The 21,477-nt window shown below is 51.9% G+C and carries 20 protein-coding genes and 1 tRNA gene; 3 read left to right on the forward strand and 18 right to left on the reverse strand.

The features are described 5' to 3' along the window. Positions 1-416 precede the first annotated feature (416 nt). The 13 genes from F459_RS0108930 to glpK form a co-directional block, all read right to left on the reverse strand. Positions 417-487, reverse strand: a tRNA-Gly gene (locus F459_RS0108930). Positions 488-558: 71 nt separating this feature from the next. Next, on the reverse strand, positions 559-1,590 hold the full coding sequence (locus tag F459_RS0108935) for a PASTA domain-containing protein (RefSeq protein ID WP_020612392.1): 1,032 nt from the start codon (positions 1,588-1,590) through the stop codon (positions 559-561). Further along, a complete protein-coding gene (gene fmt / locus F459_RS0108940) occupies positions 1,587-2,534 on the reverse strand; it encodes a methionyl-tRNA formyltransferase (RefSeq protein ID WP_020612393.1) in 948 nt (315 codons plus the stop codon). The genes F459_RS0108935 and fmt overlap by 4 nt, the downstream gene beginning before the upstream one ends. Continuing rightward, positions 2,534-3,019: a peptide deformylase gene (def, locus tag F459_RS0108945; protein ID WP_020612394.1), complete on the reverse strand. Its 486-nt coding sequence runs from the start codon at positions 3,017-3,019 to the stop codon at positions 2,534-2,536. The genes fmt and def overlap by 1 nt, the downstream gene beginning before the upstream one ends. 47 nt (positions 3,020-3,066) lie before the next feature. Next, on the reverse strand, positions 3,067-5,058 hold the full coding sequence (gene priA, locus F459_RS0108950; protein ID WP_020612395.1) for a replication restart helicase PriA: 1,992 nt from the start codon (positions 5,056-5,058) through the stop codon (positions 3,067-3,069). Continuing rightward, positions 5,055-5,777, reverse strand: a complete 723-nt coding sequence (locus F459_RS0108955) for a uracil-DNA glycosylase (protein WP_020612396.1) — start codon at positions 5,775-5,777, stop codon at positions 5,055-5,057. The genes priA and F459_RS0108955 overlap by 4 nt, the downstream gene beginning before the upstream one ends. After that, positions 5,770-6,531 carry a tRNA pseudouridine(38-40) synthase TruA gene (truA, locus tag F459_RS0108960; protein WP_026294970.1) on the reverse strand — a complete coding sequence of 254 codons (762 nt, stop codon included), beginning with the start codon at positions 6,529-6,531 and terminating at the stop codon, positions 5,770-5,772. The genes F459_RS0108955 and truA overlap by 8 nt, the downstream gene beginning before the upstream one ends. Before the next feature lies 1 nt (position 6,532). After that, complete coding sequence (locus tag F459_RS0108965; protein WP_020612398.1) at positions 6,533-7,402, reverse strand: DUF2225 domain-containing protein; 870 nt, start codon at positions 7,400-7,402, stop codon at positions 6,533-6,535. Next, positions 7,399-7,779 carry a holo-ACP synthase gene (locus F459_RS0108970; RefSeq protein ID WP_020612399.1) on the reverse strand — a complete coding sequence of 127 codons (381 nt, stop codon included), beginning with the start codon at positions 7,777-7,779 and terminating at the stop codon, positions 7,399-7,401. Before F459_RS0108970 ends, F459_RS0108965 begins: the two co-directional genes overlap by 4 nt. After that, positions 7,776-8,738: a CdaR family protein gene (locus F459_RS0108975; RefSeq protein WP_020612400.1), complete on the reverse strand. Its 963-nt coding sequence runs from the start codon at positions 8,736-8,738 to the stop codon at positions 7,776-7,778. The genes F459_RS0108970 and F459_RS0108975 overlap by 4 nt, the downstream gene beginning before the upstream one ends. After that, positions 8,728-9,552: a diadenylate cyclase CdaA gene (cdaA, locus tag F459_RS0108980; protein WP_020612401.1), complete on the reverse strand. Its 825-nt coding sequence runs from the start codon at positions 9,550-9,552 to the stop codon at positions 8,728-8,730. Before cdaA ends, F459_RS0108975 begins: the two co-directional genes overlap by 11 nt. 62 nt (positions 9,553-9,614) lie before the next feature. Continuing rightward, positions 9,615-11,066, reverse strand: coding sequence for a cardiolipin synthase (gene cls / locus F459_RS0108985; protein ID WP_020612402.1), 1,452 nt, complete (start codon positions 11,064-11,066; stop codon positions 9,615-9,617). A gap of 19 nt (positions 11,067-11,085) precedes the next feature. Then, on the reverse strand, positions 11,086-12,603 hold the full coding sequence (gene glpK / locus F459_RS0108990) for a glycerol kinase GlpK (protein WP_020612403.1): 1,518 nt from the start codon (positions 12,601-12,603) through the stop codon (positions 11,086-11,088). A gap of 92 nt (positions 12,604-12,695) precedes the next feature. On the opposite strand from glpK, the gene F459_RS0108995 reads away from it, so the two are divergent. Together F459_RS0108995 and F459_RS0109000 are read left to right on the forward strand one after the other, a co-directional pair. Further along, on the forward strand, positions 12,696-13,871 hold the full coding sequence (locus tag F459_RS0108995; RefSeq protein WP_020612404.1) for a class I SAM-dependent RNA methyltransferase: 1,176 nt from the start codon (positions 12,696-12,698) through the stop codon (positions 13,869-13,871). 5 nt (positions 13,872-13,876) lie between these two features. Continuing rightward, positions 13,877-14,494, forward strand: coding sequence for a 5-formyltetrahydrofolate cyclo-ligase (locus F459_RS0109000; protein ID WP_020612405.1), 618 nt, complete (start codon positions 13,877-13,879; stop codon positions 14,492-14,494). Here the strand turns inward: F459_RS0109000 and F459_RS0109005 are convergent. The 5 genes from F459_RS0109005 to F459_RS0109030 form a co-directional block, all read right to left on the reverse strand. Continuing rightward, positions 14,476-15,030: a PTS sugar transporter subunit IIA gene (locus F459_RS0109005; protein ID WP_245540131.1), complete on the reverse strand. Its 555-nt coding sequence runs from the start codon at positions 15,028-15,030 to the stop codon at positions 14,476-14,478. The genes F459_RS0109000 and F459_RS0109005 overlap by 19 nt on opposite strands. A 97-nt stretch (positions 15,031-15,127) precedes the next feature. Continuing rightward, complete coding sequence (gene gltA, locus F459_RS0109010; RefSeq protein WP_020612407.1) at positions 15,128-16,618, reverse strand: NADPH-dependent glutamate synthase; 1,491 nt, start codon at positions 16,616-16,618, stop codon at positions 15,128-15,130. Continuing rightward, positions 16,615-17,475: a sulfide/dihydroorotate dehydrogenase-like FAD/NAD-binding protein gene (locus F459_RS0109015; RefSeq protein ID WP_020612408.1), complete on the reverse strand. Its 861-nt coding sequence runs from the start codon at positions 17,473-17,475 to the stop codon at positions 16,615-16,617. Before F459_RS0109015 ends, gltA begins: the two co-directional genes overlap by 4 nt. Before the next feature lie 412 nt (positions 17,476-17,887). Beyond that, positions 17,888-19,354, reverse strand: coding sequence for a sugar ABC transporter ATP-binding protein (locus F459_RS0109025; protein WP_245540132.1), 1,467 nt, complete (start codon positions 19,352-19,354; stop codon positions 17,888-17,890). A 32-nt stretch (positions 19,355-19,386) separates the two neighbouring features. Beyond that, positions 19,387-20,163, reverse strand: coding sequence for a DeoR/GlpR family DNA-binding transcription regulator (locus F459_RS0109030; protein WP_020612411.1), 777 nt, complete (start codon positions 20,161-20,163; stop codon positions 19,387-19,389). Between the two features lie 233 nt (positions 20,164-20,396). Here F459_RS0109030 and chvE point away from each other — a divergent pair, with 233 nt between their 5' ends. Beyond that, positions 20,397-21,473: a multiple monosaccharide ABC transporter substrate-binding protein gene (chvE, locus tag F459_RS0109035; protein WP_020612412.1), complete on the forward strand. Its 1,077-nt coding sequence runs from the start codon at positions 20,397-20,399 to the stop codon at positions 21,471-21,473. Positions 21,474-21,477 lie beyond the last annotated feature (4 nt).

Here is a 21,477-nt window from a genome sequence, read left to right on the forward strand (position 1 = left end):
TCATAAATTCTTTATATTTTGCAAACGTTAGCATATAATCATGATCCCACCTAAAATAGTATTTGTCAAATGTTTTTTACATATTTCTAAATAGGACTTATTTTTCTACAATACAACAAATTAAAAAAACATTACTTAACAATTACTTAACAAAAAATTATGATAACGTTTCCAAAAAACAAATACAAAAATATCGATATAAACATAAAAAATGGAAAAGACATCAAACCCGTATGTTCGTACGTATCGGCGAAGGAGATAATGAAGCACCCAAAAGGGCCCACTATTGTGTTGCAAATCGAAGGAAGCAAGAAACATGATTTTCCCAGCCGATACAATGGCCCACGGCTCAACGAAGAGAATCAATAATTAAGTGTATGTGAAGGGTACGGAAAGTCAAATAAAGAGAAACAAAAAGCGGGCGAGGGGAATTGAACCCCCAATTGAAGCTTGGGAAGCTTCCGTGATACCACTTCACCACGCCCGCAAAAAGTAGCCATACATTACCAAAGAGCGGGACCTCTGTCAACGGATATCGATAGAGGTCGCTCTTTCAAATCAATCTTTTCCCTGGACCCGCTGACGAAGAACCTCTTCGCCGTTAACATTCACCACGATGGTTGTATCATCGGGAACCTCGTAGGGTATGGAAAGAAGCCCCCCCGAGTGTCGCAACGAAACGATCTCCTCTCTGGTTCCATTGGGGAGTATAGCCTCCACCTGGACCGGCACGGGAACCGGATAATCGGGAAGACTCCGTTCCACCATACCGAATTGATACCCCTCCGCAACATTATCGGGTTCAAGGATGATCAATTGACGAATCGTATCTACGGGGACCTCTGCACCTGCAGCGGGATTCTGGCCGACAACGGTACCCGGGCGTCCTTTTGCATCATTCTGAAGGGTAAAGACAAAAGGTAAGCCTGATCCGGCAATGATATCACGGGCCCGTTCCCAGTCTATTCCTATATAATCACCTACGGTAATGAGTTCTCCCTCGGCCCCTTTACTGACAACCAGTTCAAGGTCCGTCAGGGCGGAAAGCTCGGTCCCGGGTTCTGGCTTCTGTTCAAGAATGGTTCCAGCAGGCTCTTCGCTGAAGACCCTTACAAAGGGCTTCTTGAGCCTCAAAAGGGGACCGTATACCGTTTCAAGGCTTTTGAGATGACTTTCAAGCTCAGAGACGTTCCATCCAACATAGTTGTCGAGTTTCTCAACGGCTTTCCCCTTGCTGACACGCAGCACAACCCGGGTTCCAGCCTTCACAAAGGTTCCGGGCCCGGGATCCTGACCGAGGATCATCCCCTTATCGGAAAGGGCATTTGAATAGCGCAGCTGAATACCGGCATTCAGTGCCTTTTCCTGGAGGGAAAGCATGGCATTCTCCAGAGGCATACCGACCAAATCGGGCACCATGGTCTCCTCTTTTGCATCCAAAGTCAGCATAAAGGTGACGGCGGTAATGATAAGCATCAAAACAACGGCGGCAAGACCAAAAAAAAGGAGAAACCTGAGATATCGCTGCTCCGGATCCGTTTGGTTCTCAGCCTGCTCCTTCTTTCTTTTTCGAAAACCCAAAACGCTCATTCCTTTCCTCCCAACCGTTTTCCTGCTATATCACGATTGCCGTTATAGAAGCTGGCAAAATCAAGGGGCCTCTTTGTTTTAAGCTGCAGCCGAACAACGGCCAGCAATCCATCTCCTGTTTGTACCAGAATTCCCCGTTTCCTGTCTACTCCCGCTATCGTGCCGGGCGCAGATAGGCTTTTTTCGGCCGACAAAGGGAAGCTATCCAAAATCAGCAACTCCTTCCCTTCCAGGGTAGTCCGGGTTCTGGGCCAGGGATTAAATGCTCTCACCATTCTATCGATCTGCACCGCAGAGAGGTTCCAGTCGATTAAAGAATCATCCGCATCGATCTTTTCCGAATAGGAGGCGAAAACCTCATCCTGCTCTTCCTCGGTAAACTCCCCACGTTCCAAAGCATCGATGGTCGAAACCAGCAGCTTTGCCCCCTCTTCCGCCGCCCAGGCGCTGAGAGAAGCGGTGGTTTCACGACCGTCGAGATCGCGGACAAGACGGGAAAGAACGGCACCTCTATCCATTTCCCGAGCAAGGCGCTGAATCGTTATACCACTCTTCTCATCACCAGAGAGGATTGCGGATGGAATCGGAGAGGGGCCGCGGTGGAGAGGCAGGAGGGAAGGATGCACATTGATTCCCCCCTGAGAAAAGAGGGCCAGAAATTTCGGTCCGAATATGCGGCCAAAGGCAAACACTGCAAGCAGATCCGGTTTTAAAGCGGCAACAGCCTCCCGAGCTTCCCCTTTAAGGTGATCAAACTGGAGAAGCGGGATGGGCTTCCCGCTGTCAAGCAGGGCCTGCTTCACAGGCGACGGAGAAGGGGCACGCCCCCTCCCCCTGGGCCGATCAGGATTGGTCAATACTCCGCACAACTGATGGTTTGAGAAAAGCAAAGCCTTAAGAGAGGAAACAGCGATTTCCGGCGTACCGGCGAAAAGAACCCGCATTACCCTCGCCACCGCTTTTCGTAGAGCTTCAGCAGGCGCCGTCTCTTACGCTCTTCGAGGTGGTCGATGAACAATACACCCTTGAGATGATCCATTTCATGCTGGATGACCCGGGCGAGCATGCCCTCGGCGGCAAGTTTAAAGGCCTTTCCATTCTCATCGATTGCCTGGACCTGGATTGATTCCGGGCGCAGCACATCGGCATAGACTCCGGGAATACTGAGGCACCCCTCTTCATAGCGCACCTGTTCCTGGCTTGTGCCGATGATCTCGGGATTGACGAATACCCGCGGAACATCGCCTCTGACGTGGCAGACGAAAAGACGCTTGAGTACCCCAACCTGAGGGGCCGCCAACCCAACACCGTCGTCCTCATGCATTGTTACTATCATATCATCGGCAAGGCGGCGAATGGATTCGTCGACATCCGCAACCGTTGCAGCACGCTCCCGCAGGAGCTCATTACCTAATGTCAATATCTTCATCGTTTCATAATAGTATAAAAAAGAGATAGGTACCGTCAATCGCCCTGTCAAAGAAGTGAAACAGGATCGACATCGTACTCAACGTAAAGACCTTTCCCCCTTTTTTGCCGCCGATACCCAGAGACAGCCGGTAACAGCATGGAAAGTTTCCGGGCGCGCAGGATCAACTGAAATCGATAGTTCTTCGCAATAATGGCGATCGGACATTCGGCGGGACCAAGAATTTCAGAACCTCGGGGAAGCTGCGACCGTAAAAAGGAAGCGGCTCCCTCACAGGCAGCTTCAGCCGCCTTTTCATTACGGCTGCGAAAAACAAGACGAAGCAGCCGAGAGGCAGGGGGAAAACCAAGCGCTCTGCGACTCTCCAGCTCCTGACGATAAAATTCCTCTACCCTTCCCTCTGAAGCCAAGGCTATGGCAGGGTCCTCCGGGGTAAAGGTTTGAATTACCACACGTCCATCGCTGTCGTAGCGTCCTGCCCTTCCCGCAACCTGGGTAATCAGGGCAAAGGTCCGTTCACGGGAACGAAAATCGGGTAGATGGAGCGAACTATCGGCTTGAACAATGCCGACGAGAGAGACTCCGGGAAAATTGAGCCCCTTGGCAACCATTTGGGTTCCAAGGAGAACATCGGTCTGTCCCTTTTTAAAGTGATCGAGGATACGCTTAAGACTTCCCTTCTTTTTAACCGCATCGGTATCAGCCCGCTCGAGACGGAAATCGGGGAAATGGTTTCGTACATCTTCCTCTATTTTTTCCGTTCCGAAGCCGGAATAGCCGACATCAAGGGAGCCGCATTCCGGGCAGGCCTCCACAGGAGGACGACTCCACCCGCAATAGTGACACACCATGCGTCCGCTGCTCTTATGAAAGGTAAGGGCCACCGAACAGCGTTTGCATGTCATCTGATAGCCGCAGCTTCGGCAGTGAAAAAAGTAGCTAAACCCCCGCCGGTTCAGAAAAAGAATTGACTGGCGACCGGCCTCTTTCGCCGAACGCATCCTGGCGATGAGCTCATCGGAAAGGGTTCCGTTCCTGCCCTTCATATCGACGACCTCAACGGAGGGAAGCACGCCTCCTGCGATCCGCTCGGTGAGGGAGAGACGCTGAATGCTCCCCTCTTCCATAAAGGCGTAGGCCTCCACCGATGGGGTTGCACTGCCCATGACAAGCCGGGCTCCGGAGACAGAAACGCGTCGCATGGCAACCTGCCGGGCATGGTATCGGGGAGAAGAACCCGACTTGTAGCTGGCCTCATGCTCTTCATCGATGATGATCATGCCGAGTTTCCTGATCGGAGCGAAGACGGCACTGCGGGCTCCCACGGCAAGCAGGGCCTGGCCCCCGCGTAACTTCTTCCATTCGGCAAGACGCTGGCTTGGAGTAAGGGCCGAGTGGAGAAGAGCAACCTGATCGGTAAAACGGCCTCGTATCGCATCGACAAGCTGGTGCGTAAGGGAGATTTCGGGCACAAGATAGATCACACCTTTACCAGCGGCGATCGTCGCCTCCGCAGCCCTGAGGAAGACCTCGGTCTTTCCTGAGCCGGTGACCCCGTAAAGGTATTTTGCCCGCTGGTCATTACCGAGGATTGCCTCGAGGGCGGACGACTGCTGCGTGGACAGCGAAGGGGGCTTGATCGCGGCTATCTCCTCCTCCACGCTAAAGGAGGGGACCGCACTCTCCCGCCTTCCGCCGGGAAGCATCGCGGCAAGGGCCTCACCCTTGCTTGCCAGGTACATCGACGCCATCCATGAGGCAAGTTCCAGCTCCTGATCGCCGAAAAGCGGTTCATCATCGATGCACCGAGTCACCCTGCGAATGGTAAAATCGCCTCTTGGGGGATGATCGGCAACGTCAATCACAAAACCGGTGACGGACCTGCGGCCGAAAGGGGCTATTACCCTTCTGCCTCTCCACCGGGCTGCAAAAGCTTCCAGAGAAGATGGCTCCTCTTGTGCTTCATCAAGAGGAGGAAGATAGGTAAAGCTATCATCAAGAGGAAGATTAAACAGAAGTTGAAGAAAGTAGTCGTTCAACCCAACTCCCCGAGCAGCCCCCGCAGGGCTTTAAGATCTTCCCATACAGGGGCACGATATTCCGGATTACGAAGCACTCCGCTTGGATGATAGGTGGGAACAAGAGGAATACCGCGATACTCAAAGCGCTTGCCGTGACGCCGTCCGATTCCATCGGTGGTATCGAGCAAAAGCTGCATGGCTATCCGTCCCACCGTCAGAATGGCCTTCGGACGTAGGATATCGATTTGCCGGTCAAGGAAGGGACGGCAGGCCGCCGCCTCGTCGGGAAGAGGATCACGGTTGCCCGGGGGCCTGCACTTGATGATGTTCCCTATGAAGAGATGCTCCGACCGTGAAAGGCCGATGGCCTTCATCCATTTGTCGAGATATTGCCCGGCAGGACCGACGAAAGGCCTTCCGCTGGCATCCTCCTGGGCCCCCGGTCCCTCACCGATGATCAGGACCATGGGACGGACCACTCCCTCACCGGGAACCGCGTGGTGCCGTCCTTCGTGGAGCCTGCAGGCGGTACAGGAGGAGACCTCCTGAGCAATCTCCTTTAAGAGCAGGGCGGGATCCGTATCCTTTGCAGGAGCGGACCGAAGTGCAGGAGAGGCCTTGAGCCCCGTGAATCCCGCATCCCGGAGGCTGGGATGGCTCCTTTTCCTGCCACAGCGCAGATAATCATCCCCAAGATTCAATAGGTTCCAATAGCCTTCAAGAAGTTTTTCATCCATAAAGCTGCTCCATGGTGTAATGAACCCGCCAGAAAAAAAGCCCCCTTGCCGGGGCAGTCGTTCCGGCGAGGCTCCGATCCTTCTCATCAAGAATGAGCCTCATGGCTCGGGCGGGGTCCTCGGCAGAAGCCACCTCAAGAGCGGTTCCGACAATCGAACGGACCATACGCCACAAGAAGGCGTTTCCCGTTATCCTAAACTCTATCATACCCCTGTGCTGCAGGAAAACCGCCTGATAGATCACCCTGACTTTTGAGGGCGATGGATCGCCAGCTGCGGAAAGGCTAGAAAAATCATGGCTGCCCAATAGCGGAGAGACGGCCCTGTTGAGAGACCCAATAGACGGCAGGGACCTAGGAGCATAACAATAGGGGCGTAGAAACGGGGAAACGCAAACTCCCGGGTAAAGGAAATAGCGATAACTTCGGGCCTTCGCAGAGTAGCGGGCGTGAAAATCATCGGGAACGGCAGAGGAGCCGACAATACGTACGTCGGCGGGCAGGATGGCGTTCAAGGCAGGAGCGAATCTATCCGCTTCAATTGAGGAAAGGGTCGTATCAAAATGGACGACCTGGCCCCTGGCGTGGACCCCCGAATCGGTACGACCGGCGGCGGTCACCCTCACCGTTTGCTTCTCCATCGACTCCAGGGCGGCTTCAATAACACCCTGGACGGTTCTCTCTTCCCTTTGGACCTGCCATCCGGAAAATTTTTTTCCGTCATAGGCAACGATCATCTTTATCCTTCGAGCCATGTTACCCCAAAGAGTCCTGAAGGTGTTTTACCTCATTGCCGATGGCGGAATGCAGCTCCTTGGCCTTTTCAAGAAGAGCCGCAGGCTTATTCTTAGAGGCCTTGCCCATTCCGAAGATACGGGCTACGGTCCTTTTGGCACGCTCAAGGCTCTTAATCCTGGAAGAAATATCATCGTCGCTGCCGTGATAGTACTCAAGCAAAGCCGCAATGTAGAGTGCACCGTCATAACCGTAATTCTTGTCAAGATCGGGGCCAAGGTGACCTGCGTCGCTGATACTCTGATGTCCGTCCCCTTCATACTCAATGGCAAGGGTGTAAAAAAAACGGGCCTTGTTGTAAAGGACATTTGCGAGGTAGTCGTAGTTTTCCTCAGGATACTTATGATGAAGGTCTCCTGCGAGCCAGGCGGCCCGGAGAGAGGAGAGTCCCTGTTTGATGGTGGGGCTCCTATCGGAGGGAAAGGCGTCCATGGAGGAAGTGGTGAGAATATAGCCGGCCGTTCCTTCGGCAAGCGTTCGCCGTCCACGAAAATCGAGGGAAGGGAAAAGTGAATCGACAAGCCGGTGTCTCTGATCCTGCTGATCACGCAGCTTAGCAGCAACAGACTCTTCGACCGTAGGAAAATCTGCCGCAAATGCCGCATAAAAGCAGACGGGGCAGACGGTGATGGTATAGATGAGGGGATAGACCTCGCCATATTTTTGGCTGGGCTCATAGAGACGACGAAGTTCGTCGGTCAATTCACCGGCAATTAAACGCCCCCTACCGGTACGGAGCTCTTCCCGGTAAAATGTGGCGCCACAGACAGGGCATTCGATCTCATCCTTGCTGAAAAAGGTCAAAGTGGAAACAGCTTGTTCATCACTCATATGGGATCTCCTTCTATGACAACCATTGCCACGGCAGCCTTTTTTTCATGGGTGAGGCTGAGATGGAGAAACCTGCCGCCGGAGCGCCTGAAGGCCCTGAGGGCCGTTCCGTAGAGCTGAATCTCCGGTTTTCCGTTATGTTGATTGATTACCTCTATATCACGCAAAACGAGCCCCCGCATACCGGTACCGAGGGCCTTGCCAAAGGCCTCTTTTGCGGCAAAACGCGCCGCAAGGGAGAGAACCGCGGCTGCCCCCCGATCCAGGGCGGCGGCTACCTCAGCGGGATGAAAGAAACGGGCGAGCATCTTTGGATTGTTGACCCAATGCTCAAGCCGTTCCGTGTCGACGACATCCACCCCTATTCCGATAATCACTGTTGCTGCTCCTGAACTTCGGCATAACGCACATCAACCCTCACCTCCGCAGGATCATAGCGCAAAACGAGGATTCCCTGAGGCACATCGGGAACCAGCGGCAGGAGATAGGTTCCCGGACGTTCAATGGCGCTGCAATCGATGGTAAATCGAATATCCCCCTGACCAAGCCCTTCAAGGAGAAGCTGCCGTCCCTGAATCCGCATCTGATTCGGCGGCATCTCTCCACTAAGTTCAAAAGAGGGATCAAGATCGAGGGCAATCACATCAAGGTTTTCAAGGCTTTTCAGAATCACACTCTCCTGGACCACTCCGTAGAATTCAACCACATCACCACCGGGGAAGCGGGTTGTCTGATCAGGTCGTTCCAACCTCACCCTGACGGTAAAGTCCTCGGTCTTACCGCCGATATCGATATCTTCGGTGGAAACAGAACTCAGATGTTCGATGGTGCTGCGCACGCCCTCCACCTCAACGGTGGTGGGGGTAAGAAAATACTGACCCAATTCGTATCCCTTGGCAGGAAAGCCCGTCACATTAGGCGAGACCTCCACACTTTTGCGCATTCGTTTTTCAAAGCGTATCGTCAAGGTCGCAGGATCGACCCTAATCTCTATGGGGTCGGCATGAAGTGCTGCACCTTTTTTCTCAATCTGGACCGCTGCCGAAAATGTTCCTTCGTGATCGAAATCGCTGAAATCGATCCAGGCCCTGATATCTTCGGCCAAAATCAAATTCACCTCCTGACTTCGCCCCCGAATTGTAACCCTTACGTTTTCGGGAAGTGATTCTGCAGGGATGAAATTCTCGCTGCTGAGGACCTCCAGAGGGACAGAAAAGAAGCGTTCCTCGAGGGTCGCCATACGGTTGAAAAGAAAAAGAAAGATCGCAATGGCAACGGAAAGCACCTTTGCAGGCCAGTTATGCAGAAGCCGTTCAAAGAGCAGATCAGATCTCATCCTCTCTCTCCTCTCCCCGTATTTCTCGCTTTTGCTCCTGCTTTTCATCTGCGGGGGATTCAAGAAGTTCCCGCAAGGTACCGGCCACCTCTGCAGAGGAAAGATCATATTGAAGGTTCGCGTCGAAGGCAAGGGAGATAGCTCCGCTCTCCTCCGAAACCACGAGTACCACCGCATCGGTATCCTCGGCCATACCTAAAGCCGCACGGTGACGGGTCCCAAAGCTCCGGCGAATATCGGTCTGCTCACTCATAGGCAGGAAGCAGCCGGCGGAAAGAAGCTTTCCCCCGGAAACGATAACGGCTCCGTCATGAAGAGGGGTGTCATGCCCGAAAATCGTCAAAAGCAGGCTGCTTGAGAGATCGGCATTCAACTTTGTCCCCTGATCGATCAAATTCTTAATACCCACCTTACGGGGGAATACAATTAACGCCCCCCGACGACGTGCTGCAAGAATTTCCACGGCATTTATGACTGTATCAAGTTGTTCCGGCCTTGCCCGGCTAGCGCTTCTAAACCATTCTCCTCTTCCGATTCTAGTAAAAATATTTCTTAGCTCGGGTTGGAAAACAATAGCAATAATAATGACAATAACAGTCGCCAAGCTGTTCATGATCCACAGCATGGTTTCCAACTTCAGAAAAAAGGCGACGGCATAAAGTATTCCGAGAAATAGCGCACCCTTTATCAGCTGAATCGCCCTGGTCTCCGCCACAATCATATAGAGCTGATAGAGTAAAAACGCGAGTATGGAAATATCAAGGAGAAGCCGAAGGACTTCTCCAACTGTTCCGATATCGACAAACAGATCCATGCTGGTTCAACCATACCGCAGGAACGAAAATTGTTCCAGCGCTTTTCACTGTATCCCCGGCATCAAAGTACGGGCGCAATCATCCTAAAGACGCCGTTACGCAGGCGAGCAGGAAAGCTAAGTTTGTTATAGATATCGGGGGTCAGCTTTCGACATTCCTGCAGATCCCTCCGGAACTGTTCAACAAGTCCTTTACAGACCGTCTCACCATAGAAGAGCATGTTAAGTTCATAATCAAGGTGAAAGCTCCTTACATCCATGTTGCAGCTGCCCACCGTGGCAATATTGCCATCGACAACCAGCATCTTCGGATGGAAAAATCCCTTTTCATAAAAATAGATGTTGACGCCGGCCTTTAGCAGGGACTCGAAATAGGTATGAGCCACCCAGAAAGGAACACGTTTGTCGGCAACCCCGGTCATGATGAGATGGACTTCGACCCCGGAAAGGCTCGATGCCTCCAAAGCACTCCGAATACTCTCGTCGGGAATGAAGTAGGGGCTTTGAATGAGAACTTCACCGTTTGCATTTGCTATTAAGTTAAAATAGAGCTTTTTCAGGGTGTACCAATTTGAATCAGGGCCGCTGCAGACCACCTGGATGGGCAGATAGTTGTCTACGGCATCCGGTTCGGGAAAGAAACGCTCGTCGATAATCTTCTCCCCTCCCGAATTATACCAGTCGGACAGAAAAACCCCCTGGAGCATGGCAACCGATTCACCGGTAACCCGTATGTGGGTATCCCGCCAGGATGAAAAGCGCTTTCCTCCGTCTATATATTCATCACCGATGTTCATTCCCCCGGTATAGGCTGTTTTTCCGTCGATAACGACGATTTTTCGGTGATTGCAGTAATTCAGCAACCTTCCGGTAAGAACGTTGAAAGGGTCGAGAAAATAGCGAACCTCGACACCGCTTTCCCGAAGCTCACGCTTAAAGCGCCAGCTCATCTTCCGAAAATTCCCGACGCCATCGAAAAGAACGCGGACCTTCACTCCTCTTCGGGCCTTTCGTTTCAAGATCTCCCCGATGCGCTGTCCGATCCTGTCACTTTTATAGATAAAGTACTCCAGATGGATCGTCTCCGCCGCCCCTTCCAAATCCTCGATCATCCGCTCAAAAAGGGAACCGCCCTCATAAAAAAAATCGACATGATTATCGAGGGTGATAATGGCGTTACTCGAGTTAAGGACAAGAGAAACCGTCTTGGCCATGTCGTTGTCGATCTTCCTGCTGACCGCCTCGAGGAAATGGCGCTGCTGTTCTAAAATCGATCCGAGATATGTTTCAAAGGTCACCTCGGGGAGCTGTTTGACGATTTTTCGCCTCTTCCAGTTGACCCCGCTGAGCAAATAGATCACAGCACCCACATAAGGAAGAAAGTAGATGGCAAGGAGCCAGGCGACAGTCACCTCAGGGGGCTTGTTATCCAAAAGAATAGTAATCGTCAGTACGATAACAAAGAGAAAATAAATATAATACAGGTAGGGGCTTATTACATTGAGAATCGGCATCGTGTATCCTGCCTGCGGTTCAGTCCAGCCACCCTTTGGTGCGCTCTACCGCTTTGTGCCAGAAACGGAGTCGTTTCTCCCGTTCTTCCGTATCCATTACGGCAATCCATCGTTTCTCCTCCCTCCAGTGGCCCGTCAACTCCGATGGACCACTCCAGAATCCTGCCGACAGACCAGCGGCATACGCGGCTCCGAGCGCCGTGGTCTCGGTCACTTCGGGGCGAATAACGGGGATGGAGAGAAGATCGGCCTGGAACTGCATCAAAAGCTCATCGACAACAGCTCCTCCATCCACCTTAAGCTCGCTAAGCGTGAGACCGGAATCTTTCTCCATCGCATCGCAGATATCTTTCGTCTGGAAAGCGGTTGATTCGATGACCGCCCGGGCTATATGGCCCGAATCGACATATCCGGTGAGACCGGCAATGATGCCCCGGGCCTCCGTCCGCCAATAGGGGGCAAAGAGCCCGCTGAATGCGGGAACGATGTAGACACCGCCGTTATCCTTCACGCGGGAAGCAAGCTCCCGGATTTCCCCGGACTCTTTGATCAGACCGAGCTTATCACGCACCCACTGGACAAGGAGCCCCGCAACGGCAACAGACCCTTCGAGTGCATAGGTTGCAGGTTGCTTGCCGATGCGGCAGGCGACGGTGGTGAGAAGACCGTGATGGGAATGAACAATTTCTTCCCCGGTATGCAGTAACAGGAAGCAGCCCGTTCCATAGGTATTTTTGCTGCTTCCCCTCTCGAAACAGGCCTGTCCGAAAAGGGCCGCCTGCTGATCACCGAGTATCCCGGAAATAGGAACAAGTCCCCCCAAAGGACCACCACCATCGGTAACGCCGTAGGCAGTAGCCGCAACAGAGCTTCGAATTTCGGGGAGCATGTTGCGGGGGATGGAGAAGAGGTTCAAAAGCTCCTGGTCCCAACAAAGTTCGGTGATGTTCATGAGAAAGGTGCGGCTTGCATTGGTGACGTCGGTTACCAGGATTCCCCGCCCGGGGCCACCGGTAAGTTGCCAAATGATATAGGTGTCGATGGTACCGAAAACGGCTTCACCTTTTGCGGCAGCCTTTCTGAGACCGGGGATAGTATCCAGCATCCATTTCATCTTCGAGCCTGAAAAATAGGCGGCAAGGGGCAAGCCTGTTTTCAGGCGGAAGCGGTCGTAGCCACCGTCGGCGGCAAGAGCCTCGATATAATCACTTGTCCTCATATCCTGCCAAACAATGGCATTGTAAAAGGGTTTTCCGGTCTTTGGATTCCAGCAGACCACCGTCTCCCGCTGATTCGTAACACCGATCGAGACAAGCTCATCGGCGACAACGCCGCTTTTCTGGAGGGTGGCACGGATAACATCGCAACAACGTTGCCAGATTTCAAGAGGATCATGCTCGACCCACCCTGGTTTAGGGTAGATCTGGCGGTGTTCCAGTTGATGGCCGGCAACAATCCTTCCCCCGTGGTCAAAAAGAATAAACCGGCTGCTGGTGGTTCCCTGGTCCAGGGCACCGATATAACGATGTTGCCCCATACGTTACCTCACTCTTTTTGTTTTCCTCAGGTATTATTGTAAACTGGATTAAAACTATTTCCAACAGGGAAATTATTCCCTATGATGGTGCCATGAATGTCGACACCTATCATATTACGATAGAAAGCCTTGCCTTCGGGGGAGACGGAGTGGGGACAATAGAGGCCCCCCAAAGCTCACTGAATGGCATACGTTGCTTTGTCCCCTTCTCCGCCCCAGGTGATGTGCTCTCCATACGGATACGTCACCGGGGAAAGCGTTTCGTGAGGGGAGAACTGCTTTCGATCGAAATTCCTTCTCCAAACAGAACAAACCCGAGGTGCCCCCATTTTGGCTCATGCGGAGGCTGCCAATGGCAGCATATAGACTACACAACCCAACTTAAAAGCAAGAGTGAGATTCTTCGCCAGAATCTTGCACGCATAGCAACAATAGACATCACGCCGGAAGAAGCCATAGCCTCTCCCAGAGTCTACGGCTATAGAAGCAGGGCCCGGCTTCGATCCGGAGAAAACGGACGATTAGGCTATCATGCGGCATCAAGCCACAGTGTGATAGCGATTGATCGGTGCCCCGTCCTGACTCCCGACCTGGAAAAGAGGGTGATCGGGGGCATAGAAAGCTCAACAGAGTTTCCGCACGATACTCAGTTTCTTTTCCAGGAGACGGGTGGGAACGGGCATCAGGTTCAGTGGGAACGAATAGGGAGCGGAGGGGATGAGTCAATCGGTTTTCGCCAGGCAAACGAAGGGGTCAACCACCTGTTGCAGGATGAAATTGCCCGGTTTATTACTCAAAGTGAAGCCAAAGTTCTCGACCTTTACTGCGGAGACGGTAACCTTTCCCTTCCCCTGGCCAGGCAAGGCTGCCGGATCAGAGGTTTTGATATCGCCACCTCATCGATCAAGCAGGCAAACAGGCTCTGGAGGGAAGGCCCGGCCGATACGCATCAGGTATCCTACCAAAGGCTCGATGCGATAGAAGCAGTAAAGGCCATAAAACGGGGAGCAATACGCCCATTTGGTACAGAAAGGCCCGATGTAATCCTCTTGGATCCGCCCCGCAGCGGTGTGGGAAGTGAGGGGATGCAAGCGCTCTGCACTCTGAAAGCCCAACGCATACTCTACCTTTCCTGTGATCCGGCGACCCTTTCCCGGGACCTAAAAACTGCAACCGCGGCAGGGTATCACCTTCTCACCGTGCGGGCCGCGGATATGTTTCCCCAAACCTACCACCTGGAATCCTTTGCTGTGCTGGAAAGGAGGTAAAGCAGATGGAAGGCGGAACGGAAGAGCAACAAGAGGCTGTGCATCGGTTAAGGAACGACAAACGCGCACTCAGGCGGGAAATCATCGATCTGCTTACAAAAACGACAGAAGCGCAACGCCTTGAGGAAAGCAGCCACGCTGCGAACCGCGTCATTTCAACAAGGCTGTGGCACAGTGCCAAGCGAATTTTTATCTTTCGTTCTATGGACAGGGAGATCGATACCACCCAGATCATCGACCATGCCTTGACCTGCGGTAAGGTCGTTGCCCTGCCGAGGATGGAGGGGAGAAAGATTGTATTTCACCGAATAGAAGATCTAAAAGGGCCTTTCACCAGACATGCTTACGGCATCACAGAGCCGGCTGCGACGCTTCCGGTGGAAGAACCTCGGGACAAAGAATATGACCTGCTCATCGCGCCCGGGGCTGCCTTTACCCGCGAAGGCAAACGCCTTGGATATGGAAAGGGATACTACGACCGATACCTTGCCGCCTACAGAGATCGAGTAATAACAGTCGGTCTTTGCTTTTCCTTTCAGCTTGTCGAAGATATTCCCACCGGCGCTTTCGACATACCCGTGGAATATGTTGTCGCGGGAGAAGATCAGGAAGAGAAATGGTGAGATCGCAGCCGTTCGACAAAGGCCCTGCATGAACCTTCGGGATCGATCAGACTCAGGCAGGGACATACCAGAGCCCTGCGCAAGGTTGCGTTTTTCAGAAAGCGCATCAGCCACGAAAGGGTTTTGAGATATTCATTCTGACGATCGGGATGGCTTGCAATCACAAAAAGCAAATGGACAGGCTGATTGTCGACAGCATCGAAACAGATCCCCTCATGGCATATACCGAGTCCAACGGAAACCCGCCCAACCCCCTCGAACTTTCCATGGGCGATAGCCACACCGTGGCCGATCCCGGTACTTTGCAGCCGTTCCCGTTGGCAAACGGCATCAATAAATCCCTCTTTGTTCACGATTTCCGAAAAAACCTGGCATCGTTCGACAACTTCACGAATGGCTTCGAATTTATCCTTTTGGGTGATCCGACAGATGGGGGAATCAAAATGAGGAAAGCCCTTGATCCCTGCAAAATAACCACCTGCAGCCAGAAGCTCAGGGATTTGTTCCCTGGTCACAGCACGTCGCATCTGTTGCATTTCCAAATAGTACACCTCTACATGCGTCGAAACATTATAAACACCCCAAAAGAAAAGGCCCGCGTTTAAACAAACGCAGGCCCCCTCTCATGTACTCCTATACTTCCTCGGCAAGCATGCGGTTGATCGCAGCAGCCGCTTTACGTCCTTGCCCCATGGCCAGAATAACCGTGGCTGCACCGAGAACGATATCGCCTCCGGCATACACCCGATCCATGGATGTCTTTCCGTCCTCATCGGCGATGATATTTCCCCACTTGTTGGTCTCAAGCCCTTCGGTAGTCTGCTTCAGCAGGGGGTTGGAATCATTCCCAATGGAAACGATGACAGTATCTACATCAAGGATGCTTTCGCTGCCTTCGATTGGTACGGGACGGCGACGCCCCGATTCATCGGGCTCACCAAGCTCATAGCTCAACACTTCGATGGCGCGAACCCGACCCTTCTCATCCCCGATAATTCGTTTGGGATTGCGGAGAAGAAGGAACTCAACCCCCTCTTCCTTTGCATGGCCGACCTCTTCCACCCTGGCAGGCATCTCAACCTCGGTCCGGCGATAGACGATATACACCTTCTCGGCACCAAGCCGAATCGCGGTACGGGCCGCATCCATGGCCACGTTACCACCTCCGAGGACCGCAACCCTGCGACTCTTGTAGGTCGGGGTGGCGGCATGTTCGGGATCATAGGCCTTCATGAGGTTGGAGCGGGTCAGATACTCATTGGCACTGAGCACTCCCACCAGATTCTCGCCTTCGATGTGCATAAACTTCGGAAGCCCCGCACCGCTACCGATGAAAACGGCATCAAAGCCATCTTTATCAATCAGGTCTTTCAGCTTTCGGGTCCGTCCGACCAGAAAATTAGGCTCAATATCGACGCCCATTTCTTCAAGGGTATGAATTTCCTCTTCAACAATACTCTTAGGAAGCCTGAATTCGGGAATTCCGTAAACCAGAACGCCACCGGGCTTGTGAAAAGCCTCGAAAACCGTTACATCATGCCCGGCCTTTCGGATATCGGCGGCTGCGGTAATACCGGCAGGGCCACTGCCGATGATGGCAACCTTTTTCCCTGTTGAAGGGGCTATCTGCGGAATATTCTTCGTGCCTTTTGCACGCTCGTAATCGGCGACAAAGCGCTCGATACGGCCGATCGACACAGCCCTGTTCACATCCTTCAGGCTCTTTCCGACGGTACAGTGTTCCTGACACTGTGACTCCTGGGGACAAACCCGTCCACAGATAGAGGGAAGCAGGCTGCTTTCGCGGATAACCGCAAGAGAATCCTCAAAACGCCCCTCTTCGGCCGCCTTAATAAAACGGGGAATATCGATGGAAACCGGGCAGCCCTTTACACAGGGAGCACTCTTGCACTGGAGGCAGCGGGAAGCCTCGACACGAACCTGTTCCTCGCTGTACCCCACGGCAACCTCAGCCATGTTGCGAATCCTGACCGACGGTTCCTGGCTCGGCATATCCTGACAGGGAATTGCAAGCCGATCTTTCGGTTTAAGCTCCTTTCCCTGCAGGTCGGCCCAAAGCACCTTTGCTTCACTCTTTAACGTATCGACGTTTTTGTGACTCATCGAAGTGCCCCCTGCTTCTTTTTCGCAATCTCCATATCGAGGTGGCACTGATGGTGGTCTTCCTGCTCCCGCTCTTTAAAGGCGCCGAGACGCAGCATCATATTATCAAAATCGACCAGATGGCCGTCGAATTCCGGCCCATCGACACATACAAATTTGGTTTCTCCCCCGACCGTAACGCGACAGCCTCCGCACATACCGGTGCCGTCGACCATGATCGTATTCAAGCTGACGATCGTTTTCACACCATAGGGTCTGGTGGTTTCCGCACAGAATTTCATCATGATGGGAGGACCGATGGCCACGGCCATGGCGGGGTTGGCACTCTCACAGTATTCCTTCAGAGGCTCGGTGACCAGCGCTTTTCTTCCGTAACTGCCATCGTCGGTACACACAATCAGCTCATCGGCAATAGCTTTCATCTCATCTTCCATGATGATAAGCTCCCGATTTCGGGCGCCCATGATGATAACGACATGATTACCGGCTGCCTTCATCGCCTGAGCAATGGGGTGAAGAGGTGCGACACCGATTCCGCCGCCCACACATACGACGGTTCCGACCTTCTCAATATGAGTCGGCTGACCGAGCGGTCCAAGAACATTTTCAAAGGAATCACCAACTTCGAAAAGGGCCATCTCATGGGTTGTTTTACCAACCGTCTGAAAAATAATGGTAATCGACCCCTCATCGGGATCGGCATCCGCGATGGTCAACGGAATACGTTCTCCATAATTGGTGTCTTTCTGGATAATAACAAACTGCCCGGGTTTTCGCTCTCTGGCAATCAGCGGCGCTTCAATCTTCATCCGAAACACTTCTTCGGAAAGCTGCCGCTTTTCGAGAATCTTGTTCATTCTGCTACCTCACTCATAGTTTGCCCCCCTGCACCTGTGAGACCACTATAGATTACACATGAATTTCGTCATTCTGACAACCCTTTTACCGATAATTATAGAGGGTAAAAAAAGCTGACAAAAACGAGAGTTCATGTTAAGATTCAGGCTATAAAGGACAGAATATTGGATAATATTGAATATATAAAGGAAATTGATAGATTTGCTGAAATTCTCAAACGGGAAGCACGGAATACCGTAAAAGAGGGGCTTAATCGCTCCCTAATGATCCCCACGCTCAGGCAGCTTTGGAGGATCCACGGCTATTTTGAGATAAGTCAGATTTACACATCCCGATCAACGGCCAAGGAAAAAAGGGAGGCAGGCGAAACCATCCCGGCTTATATTCCAACCCTTCATGAAGATAATTCGCTTATGCATCACTCGTCGCATAATCCAGAATAATCTCTTTGCTTGCTTCGGAGCGGGGTACATCACATACGATACGGCCACCCGCAAGCACAAGCACACGGTCGCACATACCCAGTATCTCTTCTATCTCTGAGGATATCAAAATAACAGAGGCACCTTTGCTGATGAGATCATTGATGGCGTTGTAGATATCAACCTTGGCCGCGGCATCAACACCACGGGTAGGTTCATCCATGATGTAAATCTTCGCCCGATACATGAACCAACGGGTGAGCAGGACCTTCTGCTGATTCCCACCCGAATAGAAACGGAGGATATCGTCGTGCTGTCCCGGAGAAATCCGCAGGCGCTTCACATACTCGGCGGCAAGCTGCCTCATATAGGGTTCGTTGAGGTGCATACCGTCTTTAAAACGAGAAAGGGTTGCAATGGTGGAATTCGTCAGCAAATCCAGGGGGGGGAACATTCCATTCTGAGCCCTGTTTTCAGGAATCAAAATCAAGCCGCTCTGCATTGCATTCAGAGGATGGGAAAAACGCTTCTTTTTTCCGTCGACAACGATTTCGCCATCGGATATCTCAGCCACCCCGAAAAGACAGTTACTCAAAAGCGTCCTTCCGGACCCCATCAAACCAGTGATCCCCAGTATCTCCTGCTTGCGAAGGGAAAACGAAACATCCCGAAGGATAGGCTTACTCACAAGATGCCGAACCTCAAGGATAGGCTTGCCCGGCTTAATACGCAAGCGCGGGTACCGCTCCTGATGCGGCTCTTCTATCATCATCCCCACCAAGGTACTTCGGTCGATTTCATGAATGGAATTCGTAGAGACAAGCCGCCCTTTATGAAGTACGCTAACCCGGTCACCAACCCGCTTTATTTCATCCATCCTATGAGAAATATAAAAAATACCTTCGGCTCTTACCCGAAGGCGGTCGAGAAGTGAGAAAAATATATCACGCTCGATCTCGCTCATTGCGGATGTCGGTTCGTCAAACATGATAATCTCCGCTCCGGAAACATAGGCTTTGACAGCGGAAAGAAGCTGACGCTGGGCATAGCCCAGATCCCGAACGCAGGATCGGGGAGAGATATCTATGTGTAATTCCTTAAAAAGCCTGTAACAATCGGCATCAAGCCGCGTTCTGTTGAAAAGCCGGAGAAGCGGAACGCTTGCCGCCAAACGATCAAAATAGACATTTTCGGCCACACTTAAATTCTCAAAAAGCTGATTATCCTGATGCTGATAAAAAACACCATTTTTCCTGGCCTCATGAAAGGTTTCAAAGTTCACGCTCTTACCAAAGAGCTCGATGTCCCCGGAATCACGGGAATAGAGTCCACAGATGGTCTTCATCAATGCGGATTTACCCGAGCCGTTTTCACCGAGGATGACATGAACCTCTCCTTCAAAAAGCTCAAGGTTGATGTGATCAAGAAAGAATTCATTTGCAAAGTTTTTCGTCACATTTTTCAACAATAGTATGGGATACCCCACGCCTATACCCTACCCTCAAAAACATTGATGGAAGTGTGTAACTGAATGTTGCTTATGAAAATCCTGTTTTTGAACTCATCCGATATGGAAGGATTGGTAATGATCTTATCGGCCAAACTGAGTTTACCCAGCTTAAAAAAAGCGCTTTTAGCAAAATTCTCAGCGATGCAAACGAAAATTCGTTCTTCGGCGGAGGCCATTGCAGCCTCAATTAATTCGGCCTTTTCATGGCTTACAACGGTAACATCAAGGGCATCGTTTATACCGTCGACTTCGGCAAAAAGACGATTGACGTGAAAGCGACGGAGATTTGCAACCGAGATGGAGCCGTAGAGCGACTTACCGTCGGCGGCAACATCGCCACCCAAAAGAACGACCCGGTTCGCCGGCTGGGACGCGATTTCGACGGCAACGGATATGTGGTTGGTGACAACCGTCACCCCGGAACGTTCCACCAAACGCTTTGCAACACACTCCCCGACGCCACCGCTTGTCAGCATGATCACATCCCCGTCTTCGATCATATTGATGGCAACGGAAGCAATCTCCCTGGCATCGTCGACCGCCTCGGCTGATCCGGAGGGTTCCTCGCCCAATTCGCTGCGGATAACCGCGCCCCCGTAGGTTCTCGTCAAAAGCCCTTCTTGTTCAAGCTTTTCAAGATCCCGCCGGATGGTCACCTCCGAAACATTGAGCATGGTGCTGAGAGAGTGCACCTCCACCTGCTGATTTTCAAAGAGGTAATTCTTTATGATTCGCATTCGTTCAAGTGCAAACATGTCCTTCCGATTACGTACTATAACGCAATAGCCAGAAAGTTGGCAATCGATAAAGTGCCGAGAAACTTTTTGTTGACGGTAAAAAAAAGCAGTGCTACGATTTATTCATATTCGTTCATGAACGATGATTGTTTATGATCATTTAGAAATGCGTTTACGTCCACGCAAGGGATTCATCCCTGGATCTTATGATCAAAGGGTTTTGAATACAACATAACAGAAGGAGAAGAAGTATGGATCGATTCGTAAAGACACTTGCGGCGATTGCACTCTGCTCGGCTATTGTCATGCCCCTGATGACCGGCTGTCAGAAAAAAGACTCAAAGCAGCAGATCGTAGGAATCGCAATGCCGACCCAGTCCTCTCAGCGGTGGATTCAGGACGGCGGAAACATGAAGAAGATCCTCGAGGACCGGGGATACAAAGTAGACCTACAGTATGCCGAAGATAATATCGATGCCCAGGTTAATCAGCTGGAAAATATGATTGTAAAGGGAGCCCATGCACTTGTCATTGCCTCCATCGATGGAGAATCCCTGACCAATGTTCTTGAAAAGGCCGCCGATCAGGATATTCCGGTTATTGCCTATGACCGTTTGATCCGAAACAGCCCTTATGTCAGCTATTATGCTACCTTCGATAACTTTCTTGTCGGTGTCCAGCAGGGAAGCTACCTTGTTGATAAGCTGGGGCTCAAAGAGGGGAAAGGACCCTACAATATCGAAATCTTCGCAGGATCACCCGACGACAACAACGCCTATTTCTTCTTCGACGGAGCCATGTCGGAACTTCAACCCTACATCGATAACGGACAGTTGGTGGTAAAAAGCGGGCAAACCGATTTTGATCAGGTGGCGACCCTTCGTTGGGACGGCGCAACGGCACAACAGCGTATGGATAATATTCTCACGGCTCACTATTCAGATGCGAATGTCGACGCGGTGCTTTCTCCCTACGATGGGATTTCTATTGGCATTCTTTCATCGTTGAAAAGCGTGGGCTACGGCACATCCAAGCCGATGCCGGTCGTGACCGGTCAGGACGCCGAAATTCCTTCTGTCAAGTCGATCCTGGCGGGAGAACAGGCCCAAACCGTCTTTAAGGACACAAGAGTCCTTGCCCAACGTGCCGCCGACATGGTTGATGCGGTGCTGCAGGGAAAGAAGGCCGAGGTCAACGATACCACGACGTATAACAACGGAGTAAAGATTGTTCCCTCATATCTTGAGGAACCCGTCTCCGTCGATATCACGAACTGGGAAGAAGCGTTGATCGATACCGGATACTACACCAAAGATCAACTGCAGTAGCATA

It is taken from the genome of Sediminispirochaeta bajacaliforniensis DSM 16054 (genome assembly GCF_000378205.1).
Lineage (GTDB): Bacteria > Spirochaetota > Spirochaetia > DSM-16054 > Sediminispirochaetaceae > Sediminispirochaeta > Sediminispirochaeta bajacaliforniensis.

What these genes read in the sequence shown, in the direction of transcription:
- F459_RS0108935 (WP_020612392.1), bottom strand. Translation starts at nt 1,590, where the DNA reads ATGAGCGTTTTGGGTTTTCGAAAAAGAAAGAAGGAGCAGGCTGAGAAC.
- truA (WP_026294970.1), bottom strand. Translation starts at nt 6,531, where the DNA reads ATGGCTCGAAGGATAAAGATGATCGTTGCCTATGACGGAAAAAAATTT.
- F459_RS0108975 (WP_020612400.1), bottom strand. Translation starts at nt 8,738, where the DNA reads ATGAGATCTGATCTGCTCTTTGAACGGCTTCTGCATAACTGGCCTGCA.
- F459_RS0109030 (WP_020612411.1), bottom strand. Translation starts at nt 20,163, where the DNA reads ATGTTTGCACTTGAACGAATGCGAATCATAAAGAATTACCTCTTTGAA.
- gltA (WP_020612407.1), bottom strand. Translation starts at nt 16,618, where the DNA reads ATGAGTCACAAAAACGTCGATACGTTAAAGAGTGAAGCAAAGGTGCTT.
- F459_RS0109000 (WP_020612405.1), top strand. Translation starts at nt 13,877, where the DNA reads ATGGAAGGCGGAACGGAAGAGCAACAAGAGGCTGTGCATCGGTTAAGG.
- F459_RS0109005 (WP_245540131.1), bottom strand. Translation starts at nt 15,030, where the DNA reads ATGCAACAGATGCGACGTGCTGTGACCAGGGAACAAATCCCTGAGCTT.
- cdaA (WP_020612401.1), bottom strand. Translation starts at nt 9,552, where the DNA reads ATGGATCTGTTTGTCGATATCGGAACAGTTGGAGAAGTCCTTCGGCTT.
- def (WP_020612394.1), bottom strand. Translation starts at nt 3,019, where the DNA reads ATGAAGATATTGACATTAGGTAATGAGCTCCTGCGGGAGCGTGCTGCA.
- glpK (WP_020612403.1), bottom strand. Translation starts at nt 12,603, where the DNA reads ATGGGGCAACATCGTTATATCGGTGCCCTGGACCAGGGAACCACCAGC.
- cls (WP_020612402.1), bottom strand. Translation starts at nt 11,066, where the DNA reads ATGCCGATTCTCAATGTAATAAGCCCCTACCTGTATTATATTTATTTT.
- F459_RS0109015 (WP_020612408.1), bottom strand. Translation starts at nt 17,475, where the DNA reads ATGAACAAGATTCTCGAAAAGCGGCAGCTTTCCGAAGAAGTGTTTCGG.
- fmt (WP_020612393.1), bottom strand. Translation starts at nt 2,534, where the DNA reads ATGCGGGTTCTTTTCGCCGGTACGCCGGAAATCGCTGTTTCCTCTCTT.
- F459_RS0108955 (WP_020612396.1), bottom strand. Translation starts at nt 5,777, where the DNA reads ATGGATGAAAAACTTCTTGAAGGCTATTGGAACCTATTGAATCTTGGG.
- chvE (WP_020612412.1), top strand. Translation starts at nt 20,397, where the DNA reads ATGGATCGATTCGTAAAGACACTTGCGGCGATTGCACTCTGCTCGGCT.
- F459_RS0108965 (WP_020612398.1), bottom strand. Translation starts at nt 7,402, where the DNA reads ATGAGTGATGAACAAGCTGTTTCCACTTTGACCTTTTTCAGCAAGGAT.
- F459_RS0108995 (WP_020612404.1), top strand. Translation starts at nt 12,696, where the DNA reads ATGAATGTCGACACCTATCATATTACGATAGAAAGCCTTGCCTTCGGG.